We start from the raw sequence: 22,702 nt of genomic DNA, 5'->3' as shown, positions 1-22,702 counted from the left end.
ACATTCCGGTGAATTATTTAGAGCTAGAAAATGGGTGGACAAACTACAACCAAAAAAAGAAATACGCAGCCTAAAAAGGTTAAACCATTTTTTGGGCCAAAGAAGAAATTGGACGTAAAAATCAATAAACCGGCCAAGAAAGGGAAAGCTATGGCCAAACCTTTGAAAAAAGCACTCAAAAAAGAAAAAACCGAAGCACAGAAAATACAAATCGCTTCGCTGAAAAAACCGGTTAAGGAAATTCAGGGAGCATCTAAAAATTACCAAAAACACAAAGCATCCGATCAGGTACTCAAAGAAGCACAGGATTCTGCTATCCTGCCATCTCAAAAAGCAAATGAATCAGCGGCCAACCGAAGTCATGTGGAAGTGATGGATGCGCAAACCAAAGATACCAAGTCATTTGATAAAGAAGGTTTCAGAAAGAAACTGAAAGAACAGATTAATGACACCATTAAAAGTAATGAGGACGCTAAAAAGATTGGAAAAAACGGAGTTGATGAAAATGTAACCAAAGAGATCAGCGAGACTGTTGGGGATGAAAAATCCAAAGCCGGAGGGAAAGTTGAAGCCAGCTCTATTGTCCCACCAGCATTACCGGAAACACCGGCAGACGAAGCAACTACACAAGAGCCGCAAAAGCTGAATGTTGTAGCTCCCGGGATGAAAACACTTACCAAACAAAGTAAAGATCTGGCGCCGGTAAAACATCCAGATGAAGAAACAGATTTAACGAAAGAAACGAAAGTTTTAGACGACGATTACCAAAAAAATAACCTGTCACAGGACAAACTCCAAAACAGTAACGAACCCCGTTTTATTGCTGCCGATAACCAAAAACAGGATTCGGAAGCCAAGGCTCAGGAATTGACAGACAAAACCCGGACTGACGAGACAAAAAAAATAAAGGGTACACAATGGAGCAATGCTAAATCCATCAATGACGGCTATAATGCCATGCTGCAAAAGCAGGATGCAACAAACAAAGGAAGATTTGACCAGCAAAACCAGAAAAGTAAAGAGGAAAATAAAATAAGGTCAGACGTTCATAAACAGCTTACTGCTATTTTCAATGGGGCCAATTCAACAGTCCTGTCCTGTTTTGCAGCCATAGATTTCTATATAGAAAAGATTTTTGGCTTGAGTATTACCAAAAACCTGGACAAATTCAGTGAACGAGTTGCTAAATTACTGGATGATAATGACGGTTGGGAATGGGTTGGAAAGAAATTGACCGGAAGCCACGTTCAGGATGAAACTGAAATTTTTGATGTGGCGAAGAAAGAATTCATTGAGCACATGCAAAAACCGTTGGATGATCTGGTTAATTATGTTGATAAAATGCTGTCCACAGCAAATAAAGCAATTCAGGACGGACGCAAAAGAGCCGATGAATTCTGGAGCAAGCAATCGGATGAAACTAAAAAAATTGCAGGTGACATCTATGATGAAACCAATACAAAATTTGAAGAGCTGGAAAGTTCGGTTGAGAGCAAGGAAAGTTCCGTTATCGATACTGTAACTGAAAAATTCAGTTCCGCTTTGGATGAATTGGATGAACGTTTCGAAAAGGCCAAGATAGAGAATATGAGTTGGCTGGACCGTGCCATTGCCGCGGTTAAATCAGTAATCAATACCATTATTGAACTTAAAAATGCCATTCAGCGATTAGCCCAAAAAGCAGCTAAATATGCCGAAGCCATCATCGACGATCCAATCACTTTCTTCGGAAACCTTGCTGATGGTATCGGACAGGGATTTACGAATTTCAAAAACAATATTGACAAGCATTTGATCAAAGGTGTTCTGGAATGGTTGACGGGTTCCATGGCAGGTTCTGAAATTGTATTGCCCAAAGAACTGAATTTTGAAGGGATAACCAGTCTCGTTCTCCAGATTCTGGGAATCACCATGAAGAAAATAAAAGATCTTGTCATTGGTGTTATCGGAAAAGAACGCTTCGAATTCATTGAGAAAGGGGTCGACGCCACTATGGCAGCCGGAAATAAAATCCTTAATATTTTTAAAATCCTCAACGAAAAAGGACTGGCCGGATTGTGGGAATTCATTATGGAGGAGTTTGACAATCTGAAAGAAATGCTAATCGAGAATGTCAAAACTTTTGTGATTGAAACTATTGCGATGAAAGCCATGGAGTACCTGCTCTCGCTCTTGATTCCCGGAGCCGGATTTATACGAGCTGCCCAGTTGCTGATCAAGTTTGTTATTACGTTGTTCCAGAAAGCAGCGCAGATTATCAAAATCCTGGATGGTATTCTGGATACATTCGGGGATATCCTGAACAAAAATTTAGGAGCTGTGGTGGCAAAAGTCGAATCGGTTTTGAGCGGATTCCTGAGTTTGGCCATCAGTTTCCTGGCAGCCGTTTTAGGCTTGGATGGTATTGTAGGTAAGGTACAGAAATTCATCCAACAGAAAATCCGTCCTAAAATTGACCAGGTTCTTAAAAACATCGCCAATAAAATCAAAAAAGTGGTTGAGAAAATCGGTCTGACTAAATTAATCGACAAATCGATGAAAGCTGTTGAAAAAGGAAAGGCTTGGGTTGACAGTAAAAAGAAAAAAGCAAAAGAAACAGCTAAGAAATACGGAGAAAAATTTCTGGATATACTGGGCATCAAAAAGCGTTTTAAAGGTAGTGACGGAAATAACCACACCCTGTTTTTTGAAGGAAGCCATGAAAATCCTACATTGATGGTGGCCAGTGAGAAAATGACCTATCAAAAGTTCCTGGCCGAAGTGGTTCCGGATTCGAATAAAGACAAATATTTTGCCATCGACATTGCTAAAAAAATTGATGAGATAAAAGGCAGTAAGTATACCAGTTCGGCAGATGATAAAGCGGCACGGAAAGCTGAAGAAGAAAAAAGAGAAAAAGTTATTAAATTCCAATTGGACAGACTGAGTCAGGTAACGGCATCTTTCTTTGGCGCCATGGAAGTGGGAGATGTGAAACACAACTCGGCAACACGCGGGGGCGCAACTGTTGGGCAGAGCGTGGAAGCAAAACATCTTTCGAAAAAAGGAAGGGCAGACGGTATTAAAGGTTCCCAGCCTAAAGATACACCTAACGCGCTTTGGGATATTTTGAAAAAACGTAAAAAAGGAAACGGAACCTATTACATCAGGGGGCATTTATTGAATGATAATATTTTCGGACCGGGTACTTGGGATAACATGGCGCCAATACCAGGTTCATTTAATACAGGCGAAATGGAACCGGCGATTGAAAGTCAGGCCAAAAAAGCAGTACAGTCCGGAGGTACGATAGATTTTGATCTGACATTTAATTTCGGAAGGGGTAAGTCGCCAATTAAAACCGGTGATTCAGCCGAAGTACAGCAGATAAAAAATGCCGAAGAACATGTTCCGTTAGGTTTAACAGCCAGTTTATCTGTTAAGCTCAATGAAAAAAGCAAACCGATTTATGGTGGTAAATCACTGCCGATAACCATTGACGATAATTATGAGGCGGATAAGATTGAAAAATCGTATATCTTAGATAAAAAAACATTTCAGGAACATGTGCAAAACGGAATACCATTAAAGTATGCGGTTCGGATAGCCGATCATTTTTCATCATCGACCAAGACCCAATTAAATAATTATAAAGGACAAATAGGATGTGAGAAAGATGATTTACTTCATTTTGTCCAGGCCAAAGATCCAAGTTACACAGCGGTTGAACAATTATATAATTCTGCAGGAGATTACAGTTAACAGATGCCATTTAAAACATTAAAAAAATACATTATAGCCCAACTTTCCGATAAGGAAGAAGCAGAAGATTTTAACTTTCAAAATTCCTTCTCGGAAGCATTGAAACGGGAAACTTCCCATTATGAAGGAGTCATTCTGCTAATAGCATTGGTTCCTCATGTCCTGCCTCATTTTTTTGATGAGGTAATCAAAAAACTGCATCCGGAAGGAGGGGAACTGCCTGAATTCGGCGGAGTACGGGAAGGCAATCACCGTGGGATGATGCCTACCGGGGAAACGGTGCTTCATATCTTGGCTAAAAATAATTTGGACAGCCGGCTTGAAATCCAGCAGTTATTTTCTCCCGATCATTGGTTTTTCAAAGAAAACGTATTGCTTCTCGAAGAGGTGAAAGACGGAAATCCCATCATGAGCGGCAGGATAGTACTGCCCAGAGAAACGGTTCATCTGCTTTCTTATGGAGAAATCATAAAACCTAAATTCGGAATTAATTTTCCGGCGAAGGAGGTTGGTACTTTGATGGACTGGAGTGATTTGATTGTCAATGAAGCTGTACTCGGGCAAATCAATCAGATAAAACTATGGATCAGGCATAACCAGGCACTTTTGGAAGATTGGGGAATGAAAAAACAAATTTTGCCCGGATTCCGTACCTTATTTTATGGTCCTTCGGGAACAGGTAAAACATTAACAGCTTCTCTTTTGGGAAAAGAATTCAACCGGCCGGTCTACCGCATTGATTTATCGCAGGTGGTTTCCAAATACATCGGTGAAACCGAACAAAATTTGGAAAAGATCTTCAACCTGGCTGAAAACAAAGACTGGATTTTACTGTTTGATGAAGCCGACGCTTTGTTCGGAAAAAGGACGAGTACAAAATCATCGAACGACCGTTATGCGAATCAGGAAGTAAGTTACTTATTGCAAAGGGTAGAGCAGTTTAACGGATTGGTGATTCTGACGTCGAATTTTAAAAATAATATTGACGATGCTTTCCTGAGAAGGTTTAACTCCATTGTGAAATTTTCAAAACCGACGGTTCAGGAGCGGATACAGCTTTGGGTTCTCAACCTTCCGAAAAAAGTAATAGTCGAATATGCCTTGATAGAACAATTGGCCACCTATTATGAATTAACCGGGGCACAGATTGTTTCGGTGATCATGCATGCTTCACTTTTGGCATTGGAAGAACAATCGGAATCGTTTACCAAAGAAAATTTACTGGCAGGGATCAAAGCCGAATTTGAAAAAGAAGAACGACATTTTACCGCTATTTGATATAAATCATTTTAGTTTAGTAAGGGCAATACTTTTAGTGTTGCCTTTTTTATTGACTAAAGGCCAGTAAAAGCGTGGCAATTTCGTTTTCAATTTTCTTTTTGCCACAAAAAGTGTGGCAATTACTTTTTTTAAAACCAATTTGCCACAACCTTCCATGTTACTTTTTAATCTGATTTCAAAACATAATCACGTATAATTACCTGTAAAAGATAGGCTTAGTGTTCTTACTTTCGTCACCTTAAACAAACTAAGGCGATTTCCGAAAAGCCAAAACAGAGTAGGAAAACATCCAAAAAACTAAAATTATGACAGCACCAGAAGTTATTACAGTACCTATTACAGACCAGCAACATCTTTTGTTTTTATTTATTCCGCTGAAAAAAGGAATGTTGGAACAGGCAATGGTTAACGCAGAAGAGGTTAAAACAGCTGCGAATACAGCTATCCAAAGTGGAGACCCACGCAAAACGACAGGAGTACACTATTTTACGATTTATGCACAAAAAGACGGACAGGCCACTCCGGGAATTCCGGTTCCGGGATTTGTGTCGTTTCCCGGAAAAGATGTGTTGGTTGTAATGTCTATTTATGACGGGCAGTTTGATGCTTACATCAGCGCTTTCTTTGAAATTGATGCCGTGGTAAACGGTTTGAATAATTTATTGCTCCTGATGGATGAAACAGGAATCCCGACGGTTGATCCTAACGGTCCTACCTCTGCAAACCATATTGCAAAAATGGGCGGGGTGAAGAAAAATGCATTGGCGTTTTACTGCATGTTAATGCGTTATAATTTCGGTGATCCTGTATTATGCGCCGGTGATAAAGGGGGAAAGTACATGTTCGGAACTAATTTTCCCGGACTTACTGTCGCTAAAATAATCGATAATTATCCTGATGCGGATAAAAACTGGCCGGCAACTCCGGGACAGGTTAGCTATGATTTTCCGAAATCCAAAAAACCGGATTGTAAGTAATTTCAGTTTTCACTAAAACCATTCTTATGGATAACAACAATCAGATTGCCATGGATGATATCCAGGGGTTGATACTGCGGGGCTATAATTTCCCGAATATACGGTACATCATCCTGAGTATAAAAGATGTTGACGGAGCAAGGAAGTTTTGTGCCGATCTGGCTTCGGGTGAAGGCGTTGGCGGACTCCAGATTACGAATGCCATGCCTTGGGAGAATAAAGTAAAGCCTGAGTATTGCCTGAACATCGGGTTTACCTATTCAGGGCTGGAACAACTGATTGGTACCGATAACTGCAATACGGTTTACAATAATTCAAGCATGGAAGTTTTTAATTCCTTTAGTGTGGGTGCGGTTACAGATGCCCCATACATAGGGGATACCTGTGAAAGCAGCCCGGAAAACTGGTGGAAGAACGGCGGATGGATCCCCAAGGGAGAACCAAGCGCTGATAATAGTGAACTGCACATTCAAATTACACTTTACACCTTAACACCGGAAAACCGTGAGCTTTACTATGAAAAGCTGCTGAAGATGATTCCGGAAACTAAGTCGGGATCCTCTGTGGTTCCTGTTTATTTCCAAGATTCTGATCCTATTATTGTAGACGGTGACCCGGAGTATATTCATTTTGGTTACCGGGACAGTTTATCACAGCCACGTATTGAGGGTGTGATATGGGATGATCCGATGGTGAAACGGTTAATGGGCGTGAGTACGGTTGATGACAGACCACTGGTTCCGGCAGACCGTTTTGTGATCAGTTGCCAGTCGGCGCCTGATTATTATGCACATCCCTTGCTGGCAAACGGTTCTTTTGCTGCTTTCCGTTTGTTGTATCAGGACGAAGCGAAGTTTAATGCATTCATCAATTCTGATCCGGAAACTTCTCCGGAACTCATGGCTGCCAAAATGTGCGGACGCTGGCGGGACGGAACTCCACTTGTAGTGTCTCCTGATAAAGAAGATAAAAGTCTTGGTAAACCGGGATCACGCAATTTTAGTTTCACCAATTTCGATTACCTGACTCCAAGTCCGAACCAGCCGGGCGATCAGTCTTCTGATAATCTCGGGTTGAAATGCCCTTATGCGGCACACATCAGACGATCCAATCCGCGTGATGATTATTATGTTACCGATAATAACAACAATGCACAAACCCATCGCATTGTCCGTAGGGCTTCCCCTTACGGTCCTGTTTATGATCCTACTGAAAAAGAAGGGATACAGAGGGGTTTGGTAGGTTTGTTTATAGGGGCGGTTCTCGATTTTCAGTTTAGGTTCATTACAAAAACCTGGCTGGAACTGGGAGGATTCCGTAATCCTGATGCATCACCCAATCAGAGTGGTATCGATCCGTTGTTCGGGCCACAGGCCGATGATGTGAATCCGGCACACGATACGGTTTTTGCATACAATAAGGAAGGAACGTACAGGCAAATACCAAGCATGACCCGTTTCATCCGAACCGATGGTAGCATGTATTTGTTTTTGCCGGGGATGCAGGGGTTGAAATATATTTCACAGGGTATTATTCCGCCAACTTCGAATTAAAATCTCCTTACATTAAAATTTATTAGATAAAGGCATTACTGAAAGGTAGTGCCCTTTTTTTAATGAAAAAGTTGTGGCAATTTTTTCAGTTCTGGAAATTTTGCCACGGAAAGTGTGGCAAAAAAATTTACAAAAAATATTTTGCCACAGGAAGAGTTGTGGCAATTTTTTCAACTCTGATTTTTTTGCCACACTATTTTTGAATGCTTTTTTAGTTTAATCGAGATAGTCTTCAGGATATGATTTGACACCATATTTTTCGGAAAGCATCATCATTGTTTGTTTTATTTCGGTATCGTTTGGAGCTGAGGTTATGAATGCATAAGCTTCCTGAAAGAAATCATCCAGATGGGCTATTATAACTTTCATGTGACTGTAATATAGTAAAATAGCTTAATTTGTTTTTGTCTGAATGATAATTTGTCTGTATAGGAGAACCAGAATTATACTTTACTAACTTGACGGGTTTTCAGAGTTTGCTAATATAACAAAACCCAGCGATAGCTGGGTTTTGTTGTTTTTATCTTCTACTCAACAAATAAAATGAAAATATAAGGTTAGCTATAATAAGTAAACTAATAATTGTAACAATAATTGTCCCTTTCTTATTATAGTTTGAGGATAAATTATCAAATTCTTTTTTATAAATTTTCCATTTCTTTGTATCTGTAAAAAAATATATTTTCAAAGAAACTATAATAAATATCGGAATAAATACAATTGGCTTATTTATAGATAAATGCAAATTATTATTTGTGATTACAGTATAATAGTTATAGGTAGATAAAACCAACCAAAATTCTAAAGCAATTAATACAATACCTGCCTTCATTTCTGACAGAAAAGCCCCTCCTAAAAGTTTAGAAGTATACTCTATAGAATTATATATCTTATAATAAAAATATAAATAATAAAACTTTAACTTTTTCATATGCTATTAGAATTTTTGTGAACCATAAGGGAAAATATATTGTGGTGCCATTCCAGAATTCTTATTTATAATTCTATCAAACTCAACTTGCCTTTTTCCTGTATCTTCCATTGCTTTAGCAGCCCCGCCCGGGTAAAAAGCTTCGAGAGCGCCATATCCTAAAGATAAGGCTAATCCACCTGGACCTCCCCACAAACCATAAGCTGCCATACCTGTGTTCAAAGATGCTTTTGCTGGGCTGACAGCATTTGGGTCATTAGGGTTTTGATAATAATTATAAACACCTATGCCATCAAAAACCAAACCTGCACCAGCACCTAAATATCCTAATCCTGTACCTATTTTTGATAAACCAAAAGTACTGACATATTGATTGCCATAAAATACTCTACCAGAAGCTGTAGCAGTATAAAATGTAGCATTTGTACCTATACGAGTTATACCGGAACCATGTTCTAAAGCAGTAAAGCCAATACCTGCATTAAAATTATAAAAACCATAAGCTCCCAAAGGATTAGATGCTTTTATGGAAGTTCCGCCAAGTGTATTTAAATCAAATCTATTATCCATTGTATAACCTTGCCCATTAGTTACACTGCCATCAGCATTAAGATTATAAGAATAACCATAAGTATCATTCCATACTCTATGAGATTCAGTTACACCAACAACATTTTCAAACCCTGCATCTTTTGCTTGTTGTGCATTATCTATATCACTCCTATATGTAAAGGTAGAATTGCCTCCACTGTTCAGTTGCTCGATCCAACCATCAGGAGCCATTCCTGTCGGGTCCACAAAATAAAGAGGATTGTTATTACAGAACGTATATGGTGACATACTGAAAAACTTTTCCGCAAGTGGATCAATATTCATCCATCTGCCCAATGCAGGGTCATAATTCCTCGCGCTGTAATCGTACATGTTCAGTCCTAGTTCTTCTTGTAACTCCTTACCATTATATTTATATTTTTGAGCATTCGTGTTACCTATTGGATTATAAACATTATTGTAACCCTTATGCTTTAACCCAAATGAATAATAATTATTTTCTTCTATTATAACTAGATTACTAGCATTCTTCTTATAGCTTAATCTGATATTCCCCAGATGATCTTTGTACTGATAAATATAAGAAAATGTACCAGTACTATGCGCTACATATCCTTCAGGATGACTAAAAAACTGTAAGACATTATTCTCATAAATGAAACCATTAGCATAATCTGTACGGGTAATTGTTGTAGGCAACCAAGCGCCAGATTGGTTTTTTTTGCTTTCGTGAACAGTTTTGGTAATTTTATTTCCAAAAGCATCATACGTATAACTTATGGTATTAGGATGACTGGCATCGGGTTGAAAAGTGATTTTCTCCGGAAGGTTAAGATGATTATAAGTAATAGCTGTTATGCCTTTGTTTATATCAGTTATCATATTTCCGTTTGCATCATAGGTATAATCAATATTATTTGGAGCATTCAAATCTTTAAAACCATCTATAGCACCACTGTCTGTAACTTGTTTCAATTTATCACTTCCCGGCTCATAAATATAGTTAAGATTGTCAATTTTATCGATAAGATTTCCGGTGCTTTTTAAACCATAGCGTTCTAAATGGGTTATATTTCCATTTTTATCATATTGGATATTCCCTTCTGAGTAATTTTCTATTTGCGAGCTATTTGCTACAAGAGTGTAATTTCCTATATAGCTGGATTGTGTTAAGCGGTTAAGGGCATCATAAGTATAATTGTATTTTCTGATTTGGTTATTCGCATTACTTTTTGTTTTCCAGGAAGTTTCAGAAATGTTTCCGTTATATAAAGCAGTTGCTCCTGATTCCGGTTTGTTATAGTTAAGTTTATATGCAAACAGACGACCGCTATTGTTTATATTATCTGCAGGATTATTAATAGTAGTCAGCCATCCCCTTATATTAAAACTGTAATCAATTGTTTGTAGCATTGTTGTTACTGAATTATAAGTGTCAGTCAGGGATGGTGCCGGGCCACCTACTTTTTTCTGAATAAGGGTTCCTAACTCATCATACTTATTAAATACGATTAATTCTTCAGGATTATTTCCACTTTTTTGTGTTGATTTTAACAAACGGTTGGATTTATCATACACGTATTTATTGATGACAACCAAATTAGTAGATGTGACGGCATTGGTATGGGTCATTTTGGACTCTATTACATTTCCTGTGAAATCATGTTTACTTTCTGTAAGATCTTCCGTTTGTAGAAAAGTGTTTTTTGATTTATGCCATACCTCTCTCCCAAGATTGTCAAATGCTCCTAAATCAAAAATCCAGTGATTTTGGCCTAACACCCTGGTTAAAGTTGCGGTTGACAATGTTTTCACATTCGTAGCTATAGTATTCACATAACTGGTTTGGGTTGGTATTATTACCGATTGTCCATAAGGCTTGAAATTATAATCATCATAATAATTTACAGTAAAAACAGTAAAGTTTGAATTACTGGCGTTAGGAAAATTGGCATTTGTGTAATTGATGGCGATACCTCCATTTTGAAAAGTCTGTGTAGTACGCGTTTCATTTAATCCAATATTGTTATTAATCAGTGATTGAAGCTCTTCTCTTAATGCTGTATCAATATTTCCTGAAGGACTATTGTAAGTAAACTGACCTGAAAAAACGGCTCTATCGTACACATCATACTTTATAAAATTCCATTTGTTAGCCGTTCTTAGATTAGGGCTTTGAGACAATACCGGTCTGTCATGTTTATCATAAATGATATATTCCCATCCTTTTCCCGGGATCTTTTTTTCAACAATCCTCTTGCGTTTGTCATGTCGGTATACATAGCATATATTTTGTACTAAGGTATTGGGTAATGTAGCAGTAGGATTTGTATTAATCTGTGCCTCAATTGTATCACTTGCGGTAGGTGGAATTACATAAGATAAGTTACCATATATATCATATACATAGTAGGTATTATGTGCAAGACCTCCGTTAAATTCTCTTTGTAGTATGGTTTTGTTATTTTTATCTTTAAAAATTTCTATTGTCTTATTTTTACCATCAGCCAATGTCCAATTTTCATTTTTTGTTGTAGTCTTGTACAACTGACCAATGTCATAAAAAGAGTTTTCATCCAAATTATGAATATTTGTATTTGAATTTGGGAAGACAACATCATATTTACGGACCTCCTGGCTCAGGTTTGTTTGAAAGTCAAATTTTACGGTGTGACCATTGTTTCTTGCCCAATCTTTACCCGGATATGCGCTTTCTATCACTCTGTCAAGAGAAGATGCTTCATAAAATTTTTCTGTATAAGGATTTACAGAATTAATATCTGCCCAATTTTCCTGAGCCTGAAAACGATTGTGATAAAATGTTGAAGCTTCATTAATACTGTTGGGCCTATATTTTCCATCCCCAGTATTGGAAGTTGGATAGGGCAGAAATTCTTTTTTAAGACGCCCATATTCATCATATTGAACTTGTGAAATGATATCATTGTTCTGAGTTCCTTGTCGAACATCAATGGTTTGTGATAATTTCCCCAACCCATTATAATATTTGACATTTTCAATCTTATCATCTAAGACTGGTAAATGATTTTCTATTTCAAGCTTCGTGAATGGTTTTGTGAATATTGAATGAAGAATATAATTTTCATTTACATTTAAAACGTTATTTTCAGAAGGATTTGGATCTGCATTCGCACATAAATCATATGTATATGAAATATTATTGATTATGTAAGGTTCTTCAAAAGAACCCCCTGTGACATTTATTCCGGCAGCAATAAATAAATAATTATTCTTAATGGAAAAAGTAAGGCCTTCATGGGTTCCCAGTGTAATATCAGGCAAAGTAACACCCGATCCTATTGGGAAAATATTTCCTAATTTTATGTAGTTAACACAAAAATAATTTGGTGTAAAAACTAGAACTCCATTGGTGATTGTTATGCCTATCTGACCATTTACAGATCCTTGATGTGCAGGATCCAGGAATGCATTCATTTCCGTTCCTGACCAGACTTTATTATAATTTACAGAACAAAAATCAGTTGTGTCATCAGGATTTGGATCTCCATTCGTACATAAATCATAAGTATATGAAACATTATTAATACTGAAAGGCTCTTCAAAAGATCCTCCTGTGACATTTGCACCGGCAGCGATAAATAAATAATTATTCTTAATTGAGAAAGTAAGTTGCCCTCCATAAGTTCCAAGCTCAATATCTGGTAAATTAGCGCCAGATCCTATTGGGAAAATATATCCTAACTTTACGTAGTTAACACAAAAATAATTTGGGGTAAAGGTTAGATTACCATTGTTGATGGTCAGGCTTATCTGTCCATTTACAGATCCTTGATGTGCAGGGTCCAGTAATGCATTCATTTCTGTTCCAGACCAGACTTTATTATAATTGAGCGAGCAAAAATCTGTAGAATGAGATTTGGTTTTTATATGTTCGGTTGAATAAACATTCGAAAAGACAACTAAAAATATGACCTTTAGCAAAGTTATTCTGAATTTACAAGACGCCATATTAATTAATTTTATTATTGTATTTGAATTCTTCTATTACTTTTTGATTATTATCTTTTATAAATCTTAGCTTTCCGCTATTGTAGTAATTATAAAAGATAGATTTTTGAAGAGGATTTGTAATACTTTCCAATTTATACTTGGAATACCCATCAAAACTCCTGTCAAAATAATTGTACGTTGTTATCATCGCATCGGGTAAGCCTGCTCTTATGGCATCAAGTTGTATTTTTAATGCACTGCCGGTTGCTGTTCGTAAGCTGCTGAGGTTGGTTGATGCCCCTACTTGAGAATAAGTGCCGTTTAGTATTGAAGCTACCAATAGTTTGTCATCATAACCAAATATGAAAGTGTTATATTTTGTTCCGTAATCTGTTTTGAATTCAAGGCAGTTGCCAAAAGCGTCATATTGTAGGTATTCCGAAAACAATTCATATGAGGGATCAAATGCTATGTTTCCGCTACCATCTATCGATAAATTTTTGTAATAACCGGTCGCAGTATAATTGAGGTCAGAAAGCTTACGGGAAATTTTTTTGTCAGAGTTCAATTTGTAGTGTTTGGCAATTAAATTGTTAGTATAATTGAATATTTCTCCTCCTGTTACAATAGAATGGGTTGCATCTTCCGGAAGTGTTTTTTCATATACTATTTCAATAGGATTGCCAATTGCTGTAGTCCCTAAATAAGAATTGTTGGCAAAATCAGTAATGTGCTTGTAGCGTACAATATTTTTCTCCCCGTTGCTACTGCTAGATGTTGTGATGTTCTTTATTTGTAAATCGGTCCCATATCCATTTTCTTTGGTAGTAGTTATCTGTCCATTATCCATATAATTTATCTCTTCCGTTTTTGTTAGGGATTTGAAAGCAAAGAGGTAATATGGTTTTGTGTAATAATAATCATAGGTTCCTTCTTCAAACAGGTAATGCTCAAAATACGAACTTGTTACACCAAGAGTATTAAAACTAGTATTTTCACCAGTAATATCATTGGAAGGAGAGGTAGTTACACTGGATCCTGGACGGAATTGATGTGCATATGAAATTGCTGTTTTGAAATAATAGTTTTTTTCAATCCCGCTTATATCATAGGTATTTATAATACTTCTTATTTTTTGCCCGGCAGCATTATAGGTATGCTTTTGAAGCAATTGTCCTGTATTCCATGAGTAATTTGGCACAGATGCAAAAGGGAAATAATCTAAAACCTCAAAAGTAGAATAATGTTCGTGATAGTTACTTGTCCCATTACTCATATGGTAAACACAGTGCTCAGGATGAATTTTAAATTTTGGGAAGCTAATATCAAAAACATATCCAGAACTGGTGTTAAAGTGTCTTTTTTGTCCAATTTTTAAGGGTACATCAAAAACATATTCCTCTTTTCCATTTCCGACAGTAGAAACTGTTACTGTACTATAATCGACAGAATGTGTTCTTCCTATACTATTATTTGTGCTGTAAAATATTGCTTTACCTCTAAGTTCTGAGGCAAGATCTCCAGCTGAAGAACCATCAGAAGCTATTGGATTTCGTTTCAATTGTGTAAACGTAGGCAACATTGGTAAATTTCCCGAAGCGATTCCACTGCTGTTTTTATAAGAATAGGTTATTTCATTAATGGGAGAGATCAAATCATTATGTTTCATTTTTTTTATCCTAAGTCCTGGTCCTGGTCTTTCCTGTCCATCCAGAAGAAATGTGTTCAGTTCGTATTCAAACTCAGAATATCCTTTTGTAGGATACGTGATTTTTTTAAGGGTACCAGTTTTCGCGTAGTTAATATTAGGAATCATATTCTGTGCATTATTTATTGTTACCGAAGGCCCCTGTAACGGATAAATGGAAAAGCAAGAAAAATGTTCAGAATCTTGTAGGTTCCCGTATAAACTGGAATAATAATAAAGTGTTGGGATTTCATCTGTATTGTCATAGCCGTTGTAATAACCCCAAAAATCCTTTTTTAGTGAGTTTGGTGATGGAATCTTGAACTGATTTTCGTATTCAAATTTATAGTTGCTGCCATCATTCATCACAATCCCATCAAGTCTAAGCCTTTTGCAATTGGCCTGCCACACGGTACCTGTGGTGGGACAGTTGTCTGTCTCGAAATAGCTGTGTGAAAAATTAAAAGACTTATTTCCTTTAAGCATATCAGTTATTTCAATGCCGGAAACCAATCTTGATTTTTCTGAAAGAAACTGATAAGGTGGTGCAAAAGTTTGCTTGCCTTCAAATGTTTTAAGAGTATAGGTAGCGTTAATGTTGATGTCGGGAATATCCAGTCTGTCCAAATTATTAAAGGAAATGCTGCCTGTGTGCCAATCGATTTTGGTTAGAAATTTTTCATCTGTTATGGAAGCACTTACAGAATAGTTCTCAACCGTTCCAGCTTTTTTAATGCCATTATAAACGGGAGCGTTAGCTGGTGCATGACTTGGAGCCTGCCATTCATTTGCTTCAGTCGTTTTGGAATGATGGAAATTCAATACTCGTCTGCTTTCATAGCTAAAAAGAATATCCGAAACACTCGGTATTTCTATTTTGGTCACACGCCAGGTAGAAGTAAAAGTGGGAGACTTTCGTCTTGGGTCATAATTTTTAAATATGTTGGTAGGGTTGTCAAAATTATAAAAAGAACTCCCAAGATCAACCTCAGAATTTGCAACACAATTAATACAATACCAAAAATAATTGATATACTTATAGATTGAAGAATCATTAGAAGGTTTTCCGTAGGCATGGTAAAAACTCATGTGATGATTTTGTGTTGTTTCTTTTAACTCAAAATGATACGTTACTCCTGAAGGAGTTATAATCTTAAATTTTTCAATTCCTGAAGCAGTAATGGTAGGAATAATTGTCATTGGTGATTTGGAAAGTAAGTGGATGTTCTTATCCGCATCAAAAATGAATTTTCCGCTGACGCCAAATAAGTTAAAATAAAATTCATCCGGTTCTGAATCGAGGGCACCCATGGCTAACTTACGCATGGTTTGTTTTTGTGCTGCCGTCATAGCGACATCAGAGTAACTAACTGAACCAAAACCACCGTTGTTATTATAGCTTAATACAGAACTCGAAAGATCCATTACAGAATTGACTTCTTCCTTTGAATAAAAATAGCCAGCCTTTGGATACGAAGTAAACTGACGCTGTTCATAATAAAAGGGATGCAACGACAAATTAGGGTTAGCAATAAGATCGACAGGAGGGCTATTGTACAGATCGTCCGGAAGACCATTAACAACACGTGTAACCAGGGCTGAATTATTCATTACCCAACCCAACCCCGTTGAAGAGGCTTGTTGGTCAACTTTAATTCCCGAGGCATTATAATTTAATGTGATTGGGAAATTTTCATTGCCAACACTTATAGTATGTATAGGGATGTCAATATTGGTTGTTCCTTTTGACAGATCCACAGGTATATCGCCATATATACCAAGACTAGATGCTTCAATTGATGGAGGCGTTATACCGCCTCGCTGTGCATTACTGTTTGTAGAGAAAAGAGCGCCAATAATAAGGCAGGTTATTATCTTTATCTTCATTTTTTATATTAATAAATTAAGCTGAATTATTTTCTAAGCCTGTTAGTTGATTATTTGTTTGTTTTTATAGAAGTTAAAGAGGGTAACAACTACATGCTTTTTATTTTTATTTATACCAAATCAAAATAAAAACGCAAATATATAAAATTGTAAGACTTATACTGCATATTTTTTCATAAAGCAAGATTGCTTTTAAGTGACATATAAACAGTGAATTACGATTTTAAGGATATTTTTCTTTTAAAATTATGCAATGATTTAATTGGACTCACCGAGTGTTTTAATGTAAAGAATGTAAGTTGGGGATGTAGAGTCAAATGAAAGAGAGTAATCTTTTACTCGGTGTTGTTTTTTAGATAGATGTTTTAAAAAAGTGTGGCAATTCTTTTTGTGGCAAAAAAAATTGCCACAGAAAATTTTGCCACACTTTTCGTGACAATTTTTTCAGAGAAAATATTTTGTCACAGAAATTACAGTTTCAATTGTTGACGGGTATTTAGTAGTGTTATTATTTGTTGTAAGGCCATTTTTGCTTCTTTCATTACCGGGAGGAAGGGCCAGATATGTGGCATTTCTTTTCCGGTTACCACTTCGAAATCCACATTCGCTTCCCTCAGTTTTTGTGCCAGAAGTTTTTGGTCGGGATAGGTAATGTCGTTTTCAGCCAGGAACAGACTGGTTTTCGGGAATTGTTCAAAGCTGCCGTTTAGCGGAGATATTATCGGGTTGGTAAGTGTTGTTTCTCCTGCACACATTGTCTTGGCGCTTAAGGCTCCTTTTTGGGAGAGCATTGGATCTTTTCTTTCGGTTTCTTCAATTTCCGGATTGGAAAATGTGGCGTCCATGACCGGAGAAATCAGTATGAGATGGTATGGTAATGCTTTATTTCTTTGGATTAGCTCTTGGGTGAGTGCCGTGATGAGAGTGCCGCCTACTGAGTCGCCTATCAGGGTAATGTTTTCATGCCCGAATTTGGATTGGGCATAATGGTATACAGCTGCAATGTTTTCCGTTATGGCCGTAATTTTATTCTCGGGTGCTTTGGGATAATTGCACATCCATACCGTAAAATGGGTTTGCTCTGCAAGTTGTTTGATAGTGTCCCAATGGTGTTTAGCAGGACCGGAAACAAATGCACCGCCATGTACAAATAATAGAAGCTTGCCGGAGTCTTCCTTGTGTTTTATTTCACTGATGGTAGTGTTTAAAACGGTGAATTCTCCTGTTTTGTGTTTTTTAAAGAAGCGGCCTTTGGGTTGGTGAACATCTTCCTTTCTTAATTTTTTATAATCGATGGGATTGTTGCGGAATGTTTTTTTGATTCCCTTGAGATGAAGAACCCAAAGGGTGAGGTGATACGTAAGGCTTTTTTTCATGTACCGGTTTGGTTTTGGCTAATAAATAAATTTTTCAAAAAGGAGTGAAGTGGTATTTATATTTTGGGTTAATCTAAGTAATCTTCAGGAAATGCTTTTACGCCGTATTTTTCTGAAAGTATCATCATGGTTTCTTTTATTTCGGTTTCAGTTGGCGTTGAGGTCATAAATGAAGAAGCTTCCTGAAAGAAATCATCCAGACCTGCTGGGATTACTGTGCATAATAATCTGACGTTACTATTGGTCCGGTTTTTAAAACCATGTATGGTTCCGCCTTTTGGAATGCGTATAAAAGAATTTTCCTTTGCGGTATAACTGCCGGATTCCGATTTGAATTCCACTTCGCCTTCCAGTACATAGAAAGTTTCTTCGAAGTCCGGGTGGGAGTGCGGGTTGGGGCCGGCACCGGGAGGGACAGACATTTCGATCACGGCATGACTTCCGCCGGTTTGTTTCCCGGACAAGATAATTCGGTAGGCACCACCGGCCATTTTTACTTTTTCACCTTCATCAGGACCAACTGCCGTTACTTTTTTTTCTTTTCCTGTCATGTGATTCTTTTAAAAGTTTTGCAATTCCGTCAGGGATTGAGTTAAGGAACAAATGCTATAGTAAAGATAATCATAATCCGGTAAAGATGGTTTCGGAGTGGTGGATGTAAGCTAAAAGTATATAGAGTAAAATAAAAGAGCAATATTTTAAATTGAATTCAAATTACTTTGTTTAGTGAAAAGCCTTTTCTTTCGTAATTTGTACCTGACTGCCAGTGGCAGTCCTCCTCTTTGTATCAAATCCCTCTTGGGCTCTTCTCCAAAATGGTGGAAATAAAAAAGCCCGATACTTCAGTATCGGGCTTTTTGCTCCCCCTCTTGGGCTCGAACCAAGGACCCTCTGATTAACAGTCAGATGCTCTAACCAACTGAGCTAAGGAGGAATCACCTATAAGGTAAATATGTTTGCTAAAAAGTTGCTCCCCCTCTTGGGCTCGAACCAAGGACCCTCTGATTAACAGTCAGATGCTCTAACCAACTGAGCTAAGGAGGAAGATTAATATCTTTTTAGCGAGTGCAAATATAAAGGATTTTTTAAAATCTCAAATAAAAAATGCACATTTTTTACGATTATTTTTTACTGATGACTTCCATCACCCATTGGTAAATGTCTTTTCCGAAGGTGAAAGCCATCAAACTCAGCAAGATAATCATTCCAACCGTCTGAACATAGCCTGCTGCCTTATCGTTTAATTTTTTTCCGGTAACCATCTCAACAATGGTAAATAAAGCATGTCCACCGTCTAATCCCGGTATCGGTAATAAGTTCATGAAGGCTAAACCGATTGAAAACAATGCGGTAAAATTCCATATAAATTCCCAATCCCAAGTGTCCGGTAATTGTCTTGCAATACCAATCGGACTTTTTACCTGCATAATCGCACCTGTTTTAGGGCGTAAGATCAGTTTAAATGAATTGATGTTGTAAGCAAACATATCCCAGGTTTGTGAAATAGCTTCAGGAATAGCATTGCCTAAAGTCATTTTGTGTCTTTCGATGTATTTTTCTTCCAGTTGCTTGTCTGAGAAGCCAATGCCCATTTTTTTGTTTTTATCCAAGGCAACTTTTACCGGAATCTCTTTGTTGTTTCTCATTAAGGTTAATTCAACCGTACCGTTAGGTTTGATCTCGTCCAATTGTTTTTTGAAATCAATAAGATCGTTTACAGGGGTGTGGTTAACAGAAAGGATTTTGTCGTCAAATTTAACGCCTGCTTTTTCTGCTTGTGAATCTTTTGAAAAGGTTCCGATTACAGCACTTTTAAGATTCAAATTGAAACTGATAATAACATTTTCGGTATTGATGCCCGTTTTACCCGTACTGTCAATTTTTACTTTGGCCAATACTTCTTTTCCGTCTCTCTTTAAGATTAATTCTACCGTATCGTTTTGTCTGTGTCTGAATACGTCCGACAATTCATCCGAATACGTGAATTTTTTATTGTCAGCTCCGATGATTTGGTCAAAACGCTCAATACCGGTGTCTTTTCTGCCGATTGAATCAACAAAGAAACCATTGATGGAAGTTCTCGCTGCCACAAAACCTCTTCCTTCTTTCTTAATGATTTCCCCTTTTTCTTCATCGGTTAGTAAAAGCTCAACTTTTTTTCCGTTTCTTTCAATTTCAACTTTGTCACCAAACAAAACGGCCATGGTCACGAATTTGAAATCGTCGTATTTCTTTCCGTCAATGGAAATAATTTTATCTCCGTTTTTGAAACCGACTTTGTTTCCGACTTCCCCAAAAGCCAAACCGTTTTCCTGAACTTTTTCAGTCGAAATTACTTTTTTTCCGGTTGTTGAATACGTTACCGAATAAATGAACCAAGCCAATAAGATATTTACAATGATTCCGCCAAGCATAACGATTAAACGTTGCCAAGCCGGTTTAGAACGGAATTCCCAAGGTTGTGGCTCAGAATTCATCTGTTCGGTATCCATGCTCTCATCGATCATTCCGGAAATTTTTACATAACCTCCAAGTGGAAGCCACCCGATTCCCCATTCGGTGTCCCCGATTTTCTTTTTAAGTAATGAAAAGCCTGCATCCATGAATAAGTAGAATTTTTCTACTCTCATCTTAAACATTCTTGCAGTGATATAATGTCCGAATTCGTGTAAAATAACCAATACCGAAAGGATGAAAAGTATCTGTGCTAATTGAATCATTTTTAAATTTGTTTGGTATTAAAACGACAAAAGTAAGGTTTTCGCCTTACTTTTTGTGTCAATATTTATGCCGAATTAATTTTTTATAAATTTTTTAAGAGCTTTACCTTCTGAGGTTTCAATGATAATGCTGTAAATACCGTTGCTTAAACCTGAAATATTGATTTTGTTGGAATTGCTTTCAAAAGCTTTCTGGCCCAAAACAGTATAGAAATTTACTTTTTGAAGTGTGGCATATGAAGGTAATTCGATTTCCACATATTCACGTGAAGGATTCGGGAATAAATTTACATGATTACTGAAGGTGAAATCATCACTTGATAAAGTAGTCGTGCTGTTTCTTGAAATAATATCTTTATTCGGGTCAAAAGTAACGGCAGTAATGGTTACACCGGCCGGAATTGTCACCAGGAAATTCTGTCCGTTAAAAGTATTGTTAAGTCTTAAATCCTGTGTGGCTCCGTTGCTGAAAGTTAACCGTACCGGTACTGGCATTTCAAAATAGGAAACATAACCGGTTTGTGCCGAATTTGTGATGGATTGTGTTTGGTTAATGGTTACAATTGCCTGCGTTGCGCCTGATTTATAGGCATTGATAGCATAAATAGGATATCCTTCTTTGTAAACCCAGTCATTGAAGAATTCCTGAAGACTGCTTCCGTGAACAGCCTCAAGATGTGCCTGGAATTGAGGTGTAACAGCATATTTGTAAGCTAATAAAGGGTCAGCCTGGTAATTTCTCAAAGCCTGGAAAAAATTGGTATCACCCATGACGTAACGTAACATATTGGTTACCATAGAACCTTTGTTGTATGTAATTCTGCTGCTGAAAATGCGGTTCACATCAGTCAGTTGGGAGTCATATAAGTATAGGTTCCCTGTTGGCTGACTTGTAATACTCGTTGTTTTGTTGCCTTTCCATGTAACGAAGCTGGCTGCCCCGTCGAAATTTTCCACAACTAAACCTGATAAATACTCAGTAATTCCTTCGTTTAGCCAGATGTCTTTCCATGAACCACATGTGATTTTATCACCAAACCATTGGTGGGCCAATTCATGGGAAAGTAGCCCTCGGCTGAAGTTAACCATAAAGGAATTAGTGGAATGTTCCATTCCGCCTCCCCAGTTCCATTGTGTGTGTCCGTATTTTTCGGTGTTAAAGGGATATGCGCCTACTTTAGTTTCATAAAAATTGATGATAGGAGCTGTTTGTGCCAAATTGGCAATATTTGCGGCGTTGTCGTTTTCCGGATAAATGTAATCCACAATTGGGAAAGTGGTTACTGTTCCTGCTGTTCCTGTATTTTTTTTGGTATAATTACTTACGGCTATGGCAACTAAATAAGCCGGGATTGGATAATTGTGTTTAAAATGTGTAGTGGCATTTGCGCCATTGATCGTTCTTGATAATTCAACACCGTTTGACGAGCTTAAATAAGTCGACGGAGCAGTAATGTATATATCTATTGAATCAATTTTATCGTTTAAGTCCTGTTTACATGGCCACCAGTCAAGAGCGCCGTACGGTTCTGATAAAGTGGTTAAAACCGGAATGCTGCTTCCGTGTGTACCGGTTGAAAAAGCCTGATTGTCTGTTGCCGGAGCACCACTGTAATTAATTTCAACTGTTTCCGAATTGCCGGTTGTTACGGTTGAAGGTAATGTAATGATCAGTTCGTTACTGTCATTCTGTGTGAAAGTAAGATTGGTTACTCCTTTTTTAACAGAGCTAACTGTTAATTGGTTTGTTAGTTCAAAGGTAACCGTTGTCATGTTGGACAAAGCCTTGAAAGTGGTGGTTACTTTTCCGACGATATTGTAAACCGATGGGTTAACGGTAAATTCTAATTTGGAATAGGTAACATCATAATTAGTCGTGTTGGGATTAATCCTGAGTTCCATTTTTTTGGAAGCAGTTTTCATTTCTGCTTCGACCATTTTATGAAATTCCTCTTCTTGGGCGAACCCAATAAGGGAAAATAATAAAAATACGATTTGGGTGGTTTTTTTCATTGTAAAGCTTGT

Annotated in this window: 12 protein-coding genes and 2 tRNA genes; 4 read left to right on the top strand and 10 right to left on the bottom strand. The window is 37.4% G+C overall.

Annotated elements, in window-relative coordinates:
- Window positions 1-30 precede the first annotated feature (30 nt).
- From NAT51_RS00555 to NAT51_RS00540, 4 genes are all read left to right on the top strand, one after another.
- Entirely contained in the window at window positions 31-3,741 is a 3,711-nt protein-coding gene (locus NAT51_RS00555; RefSeq protein ID WP_250594008.1) for a phage tail protein, read from the top strand.
- Window positions 3,742-3,744: 3 nt separating this feature from the next.
- Window positions 3,745-5,019 (top strand): ATP-binding protein, encoded by a 1,275-nt coding sequence (locus tag NAT51_RS00550; protein WP_250594006.1) that lies wholly within the window; start codon window positions 3,745-3,747, stop codon window positions 5,017-5,019.
- A gap of 308 nt (window positions 5,020-5,327) precedes the next feature.
- On the top strand, window positions 5,328-5,999 hold the full coding sequence (locus NAT51_RS00545; protein ID WP_250594004.1) for a hypothetical protein: 672 nt from the start codon (window positions 5,328-5,330) through the stop codon (window positions 5,997-5,999).
- 26 nt (window positions 6,000-6,025) lie between these two features.
- Window positions 6,026-7,552: a Dyp-type peroxidase gene (locus NAT51_RS00540; protein WP_250594002.1), complete on the top strand. Its 1,527-nt coding sequence runs from the start codon at window positions 6,026-6,028 to the stop codon at window positions 7,550-7,552.
- 216 nt (window positions 7,553-7,768) lie between these two features.
- Here NAT51_RS00540 and NAT51_RS00535 read toward each other — a convergent pair whose 3' ends face one another.
- The 10 genes from NAT51_RS00535 to NAT51_RS00490 all read right to left on the bottom strand — a co-directional run bounded on the left by NAT51_RS00535 (window position 7,769) and on the right by NAT51_RS00490 (window position 22,690).
- Entirely contained in the window at window positions 7,769-7,921 is a 153-nt protein-coding gene (locus tag NAT51_RS00535; RefSeq protein ID WP_250594000.1) for a hypothetical protein, read from the bottom strand.
- 151 nt (window positions 7,922-8,072) lie between these two features.
- The gene (locus tag NAT51_RS00530; RefSeq protein WP_250593998.1) at window positions 8,073-8,483 is read right to left on the bottom strand and encodes a hypothetical protein; all 411 of its coding nucleotides are present in this window, start codon (window positions 8,481-8,483) and stop codon (window positions 8,073-8,075) included.
- Window positions 8,484-8,489: 6 nt separating this feature from the next.
- Window positions 8,490-12,875 carry a DUF6443 domain-containing protein gene (locus NAT51_RS00525; protein ID WP_250593996.1) on the bottom strand — a complete coding sequence of 1,462 codons (4,386 nt, stop codon included), beginning with the start codon at window positions 12,873-12,875 and terminating at the stop codon, window positions 8,490-8,492.
- A 151-nt stretch (window positions 12,876-13,026) separates the two neighbouring features.
- Window positions 13,027-16,581, bottom strand: a complete 3,555-nt coding sequence (locus tag NAT51_RS00520) for a hypothetical protein (protein ID WP_250593994.1) — start codon at window positions 16,579-16,581, stop codon at window positions 13,027-13,029.
- Between the two features lie 470 nt (window positions 16,582-17,051).
- Entirely contained in the window at window positions 17,052-17,957 is a 906-nt protein-coding gene (locus tag NAT51_RS00515) for an alpha/beta fold hydrolase (RefSeq protein ID WP_250593992.1), read from the bottom strand.
- A 68-nt stretch (window positions 17,958-18,025) separates the two neighbouring features.
- Window positions 18,026-18,508, bottom strand: a complete 483-nt coding sequence (locus NAT51_RS00510) for a cupin domain-containing protein (RefSeq protein ID WP_250593990.1) — start codon at window positions 18,506-18,508, stop codon at window positions 18,026-18,028.
- 309 nt (window positions 18,509-18,817) lie between these two features.
- A tRNA-Asn gene (locus NAT51_RS00505) sits at window positions 18,818-18,891 on the bottom strand.
- 36 nt (window positions 18,892-18,927) lie between these two features.
- Window positions 18,928-19,001, bottom strand: a tRNA-Asn gene (locus NAT51_RS00500).
- 77 nt (window positions 19,002-19,078) lie between these two features.
- Window positions 19,079-20,677: a site-2 protease family protein gene (locus NAT51_RS00495; RefSeq protein ID WP_250593988.1), complete on the bottom strand. Its 1,599-nt coding sequence runs from the start codon at window positions 20,675-20,677 to the stop codon at window positions 19,079-19,081.
- Window positions 20,678-20,752: 75 nt separating this feature from the next.
- Window positions 20,753-22,690 (bottom strand): M1 family aminopeptidase, encoded by a 1,938-nt coding sequence (locus tag NAT51_RS00490; RefSeq protein ID WP_250593986.1) that lies wholly within the window; start codon window positions 22,688-22,690, stop codon window positions 20,753-20,755.
- Between the last annotated feature and the right edge of the window lie 12 nt (window positions 22,691-22,702).

This window comes from Flavobacterium amniphilum (assembly GCF_023634845.1).
Classification (GTDB): Bacteria; Bacteroidota; Bacteroidia; order Flavobacteriales; family Flavobacteriaceae; genus Flavobacterium; species Flavobacterium amniphilum.
The sequence above is the reverse complement of the archived record's forward strand: the minus strand, read 5'-3'. Positions and strand labels throughout refer to the sequence as shown.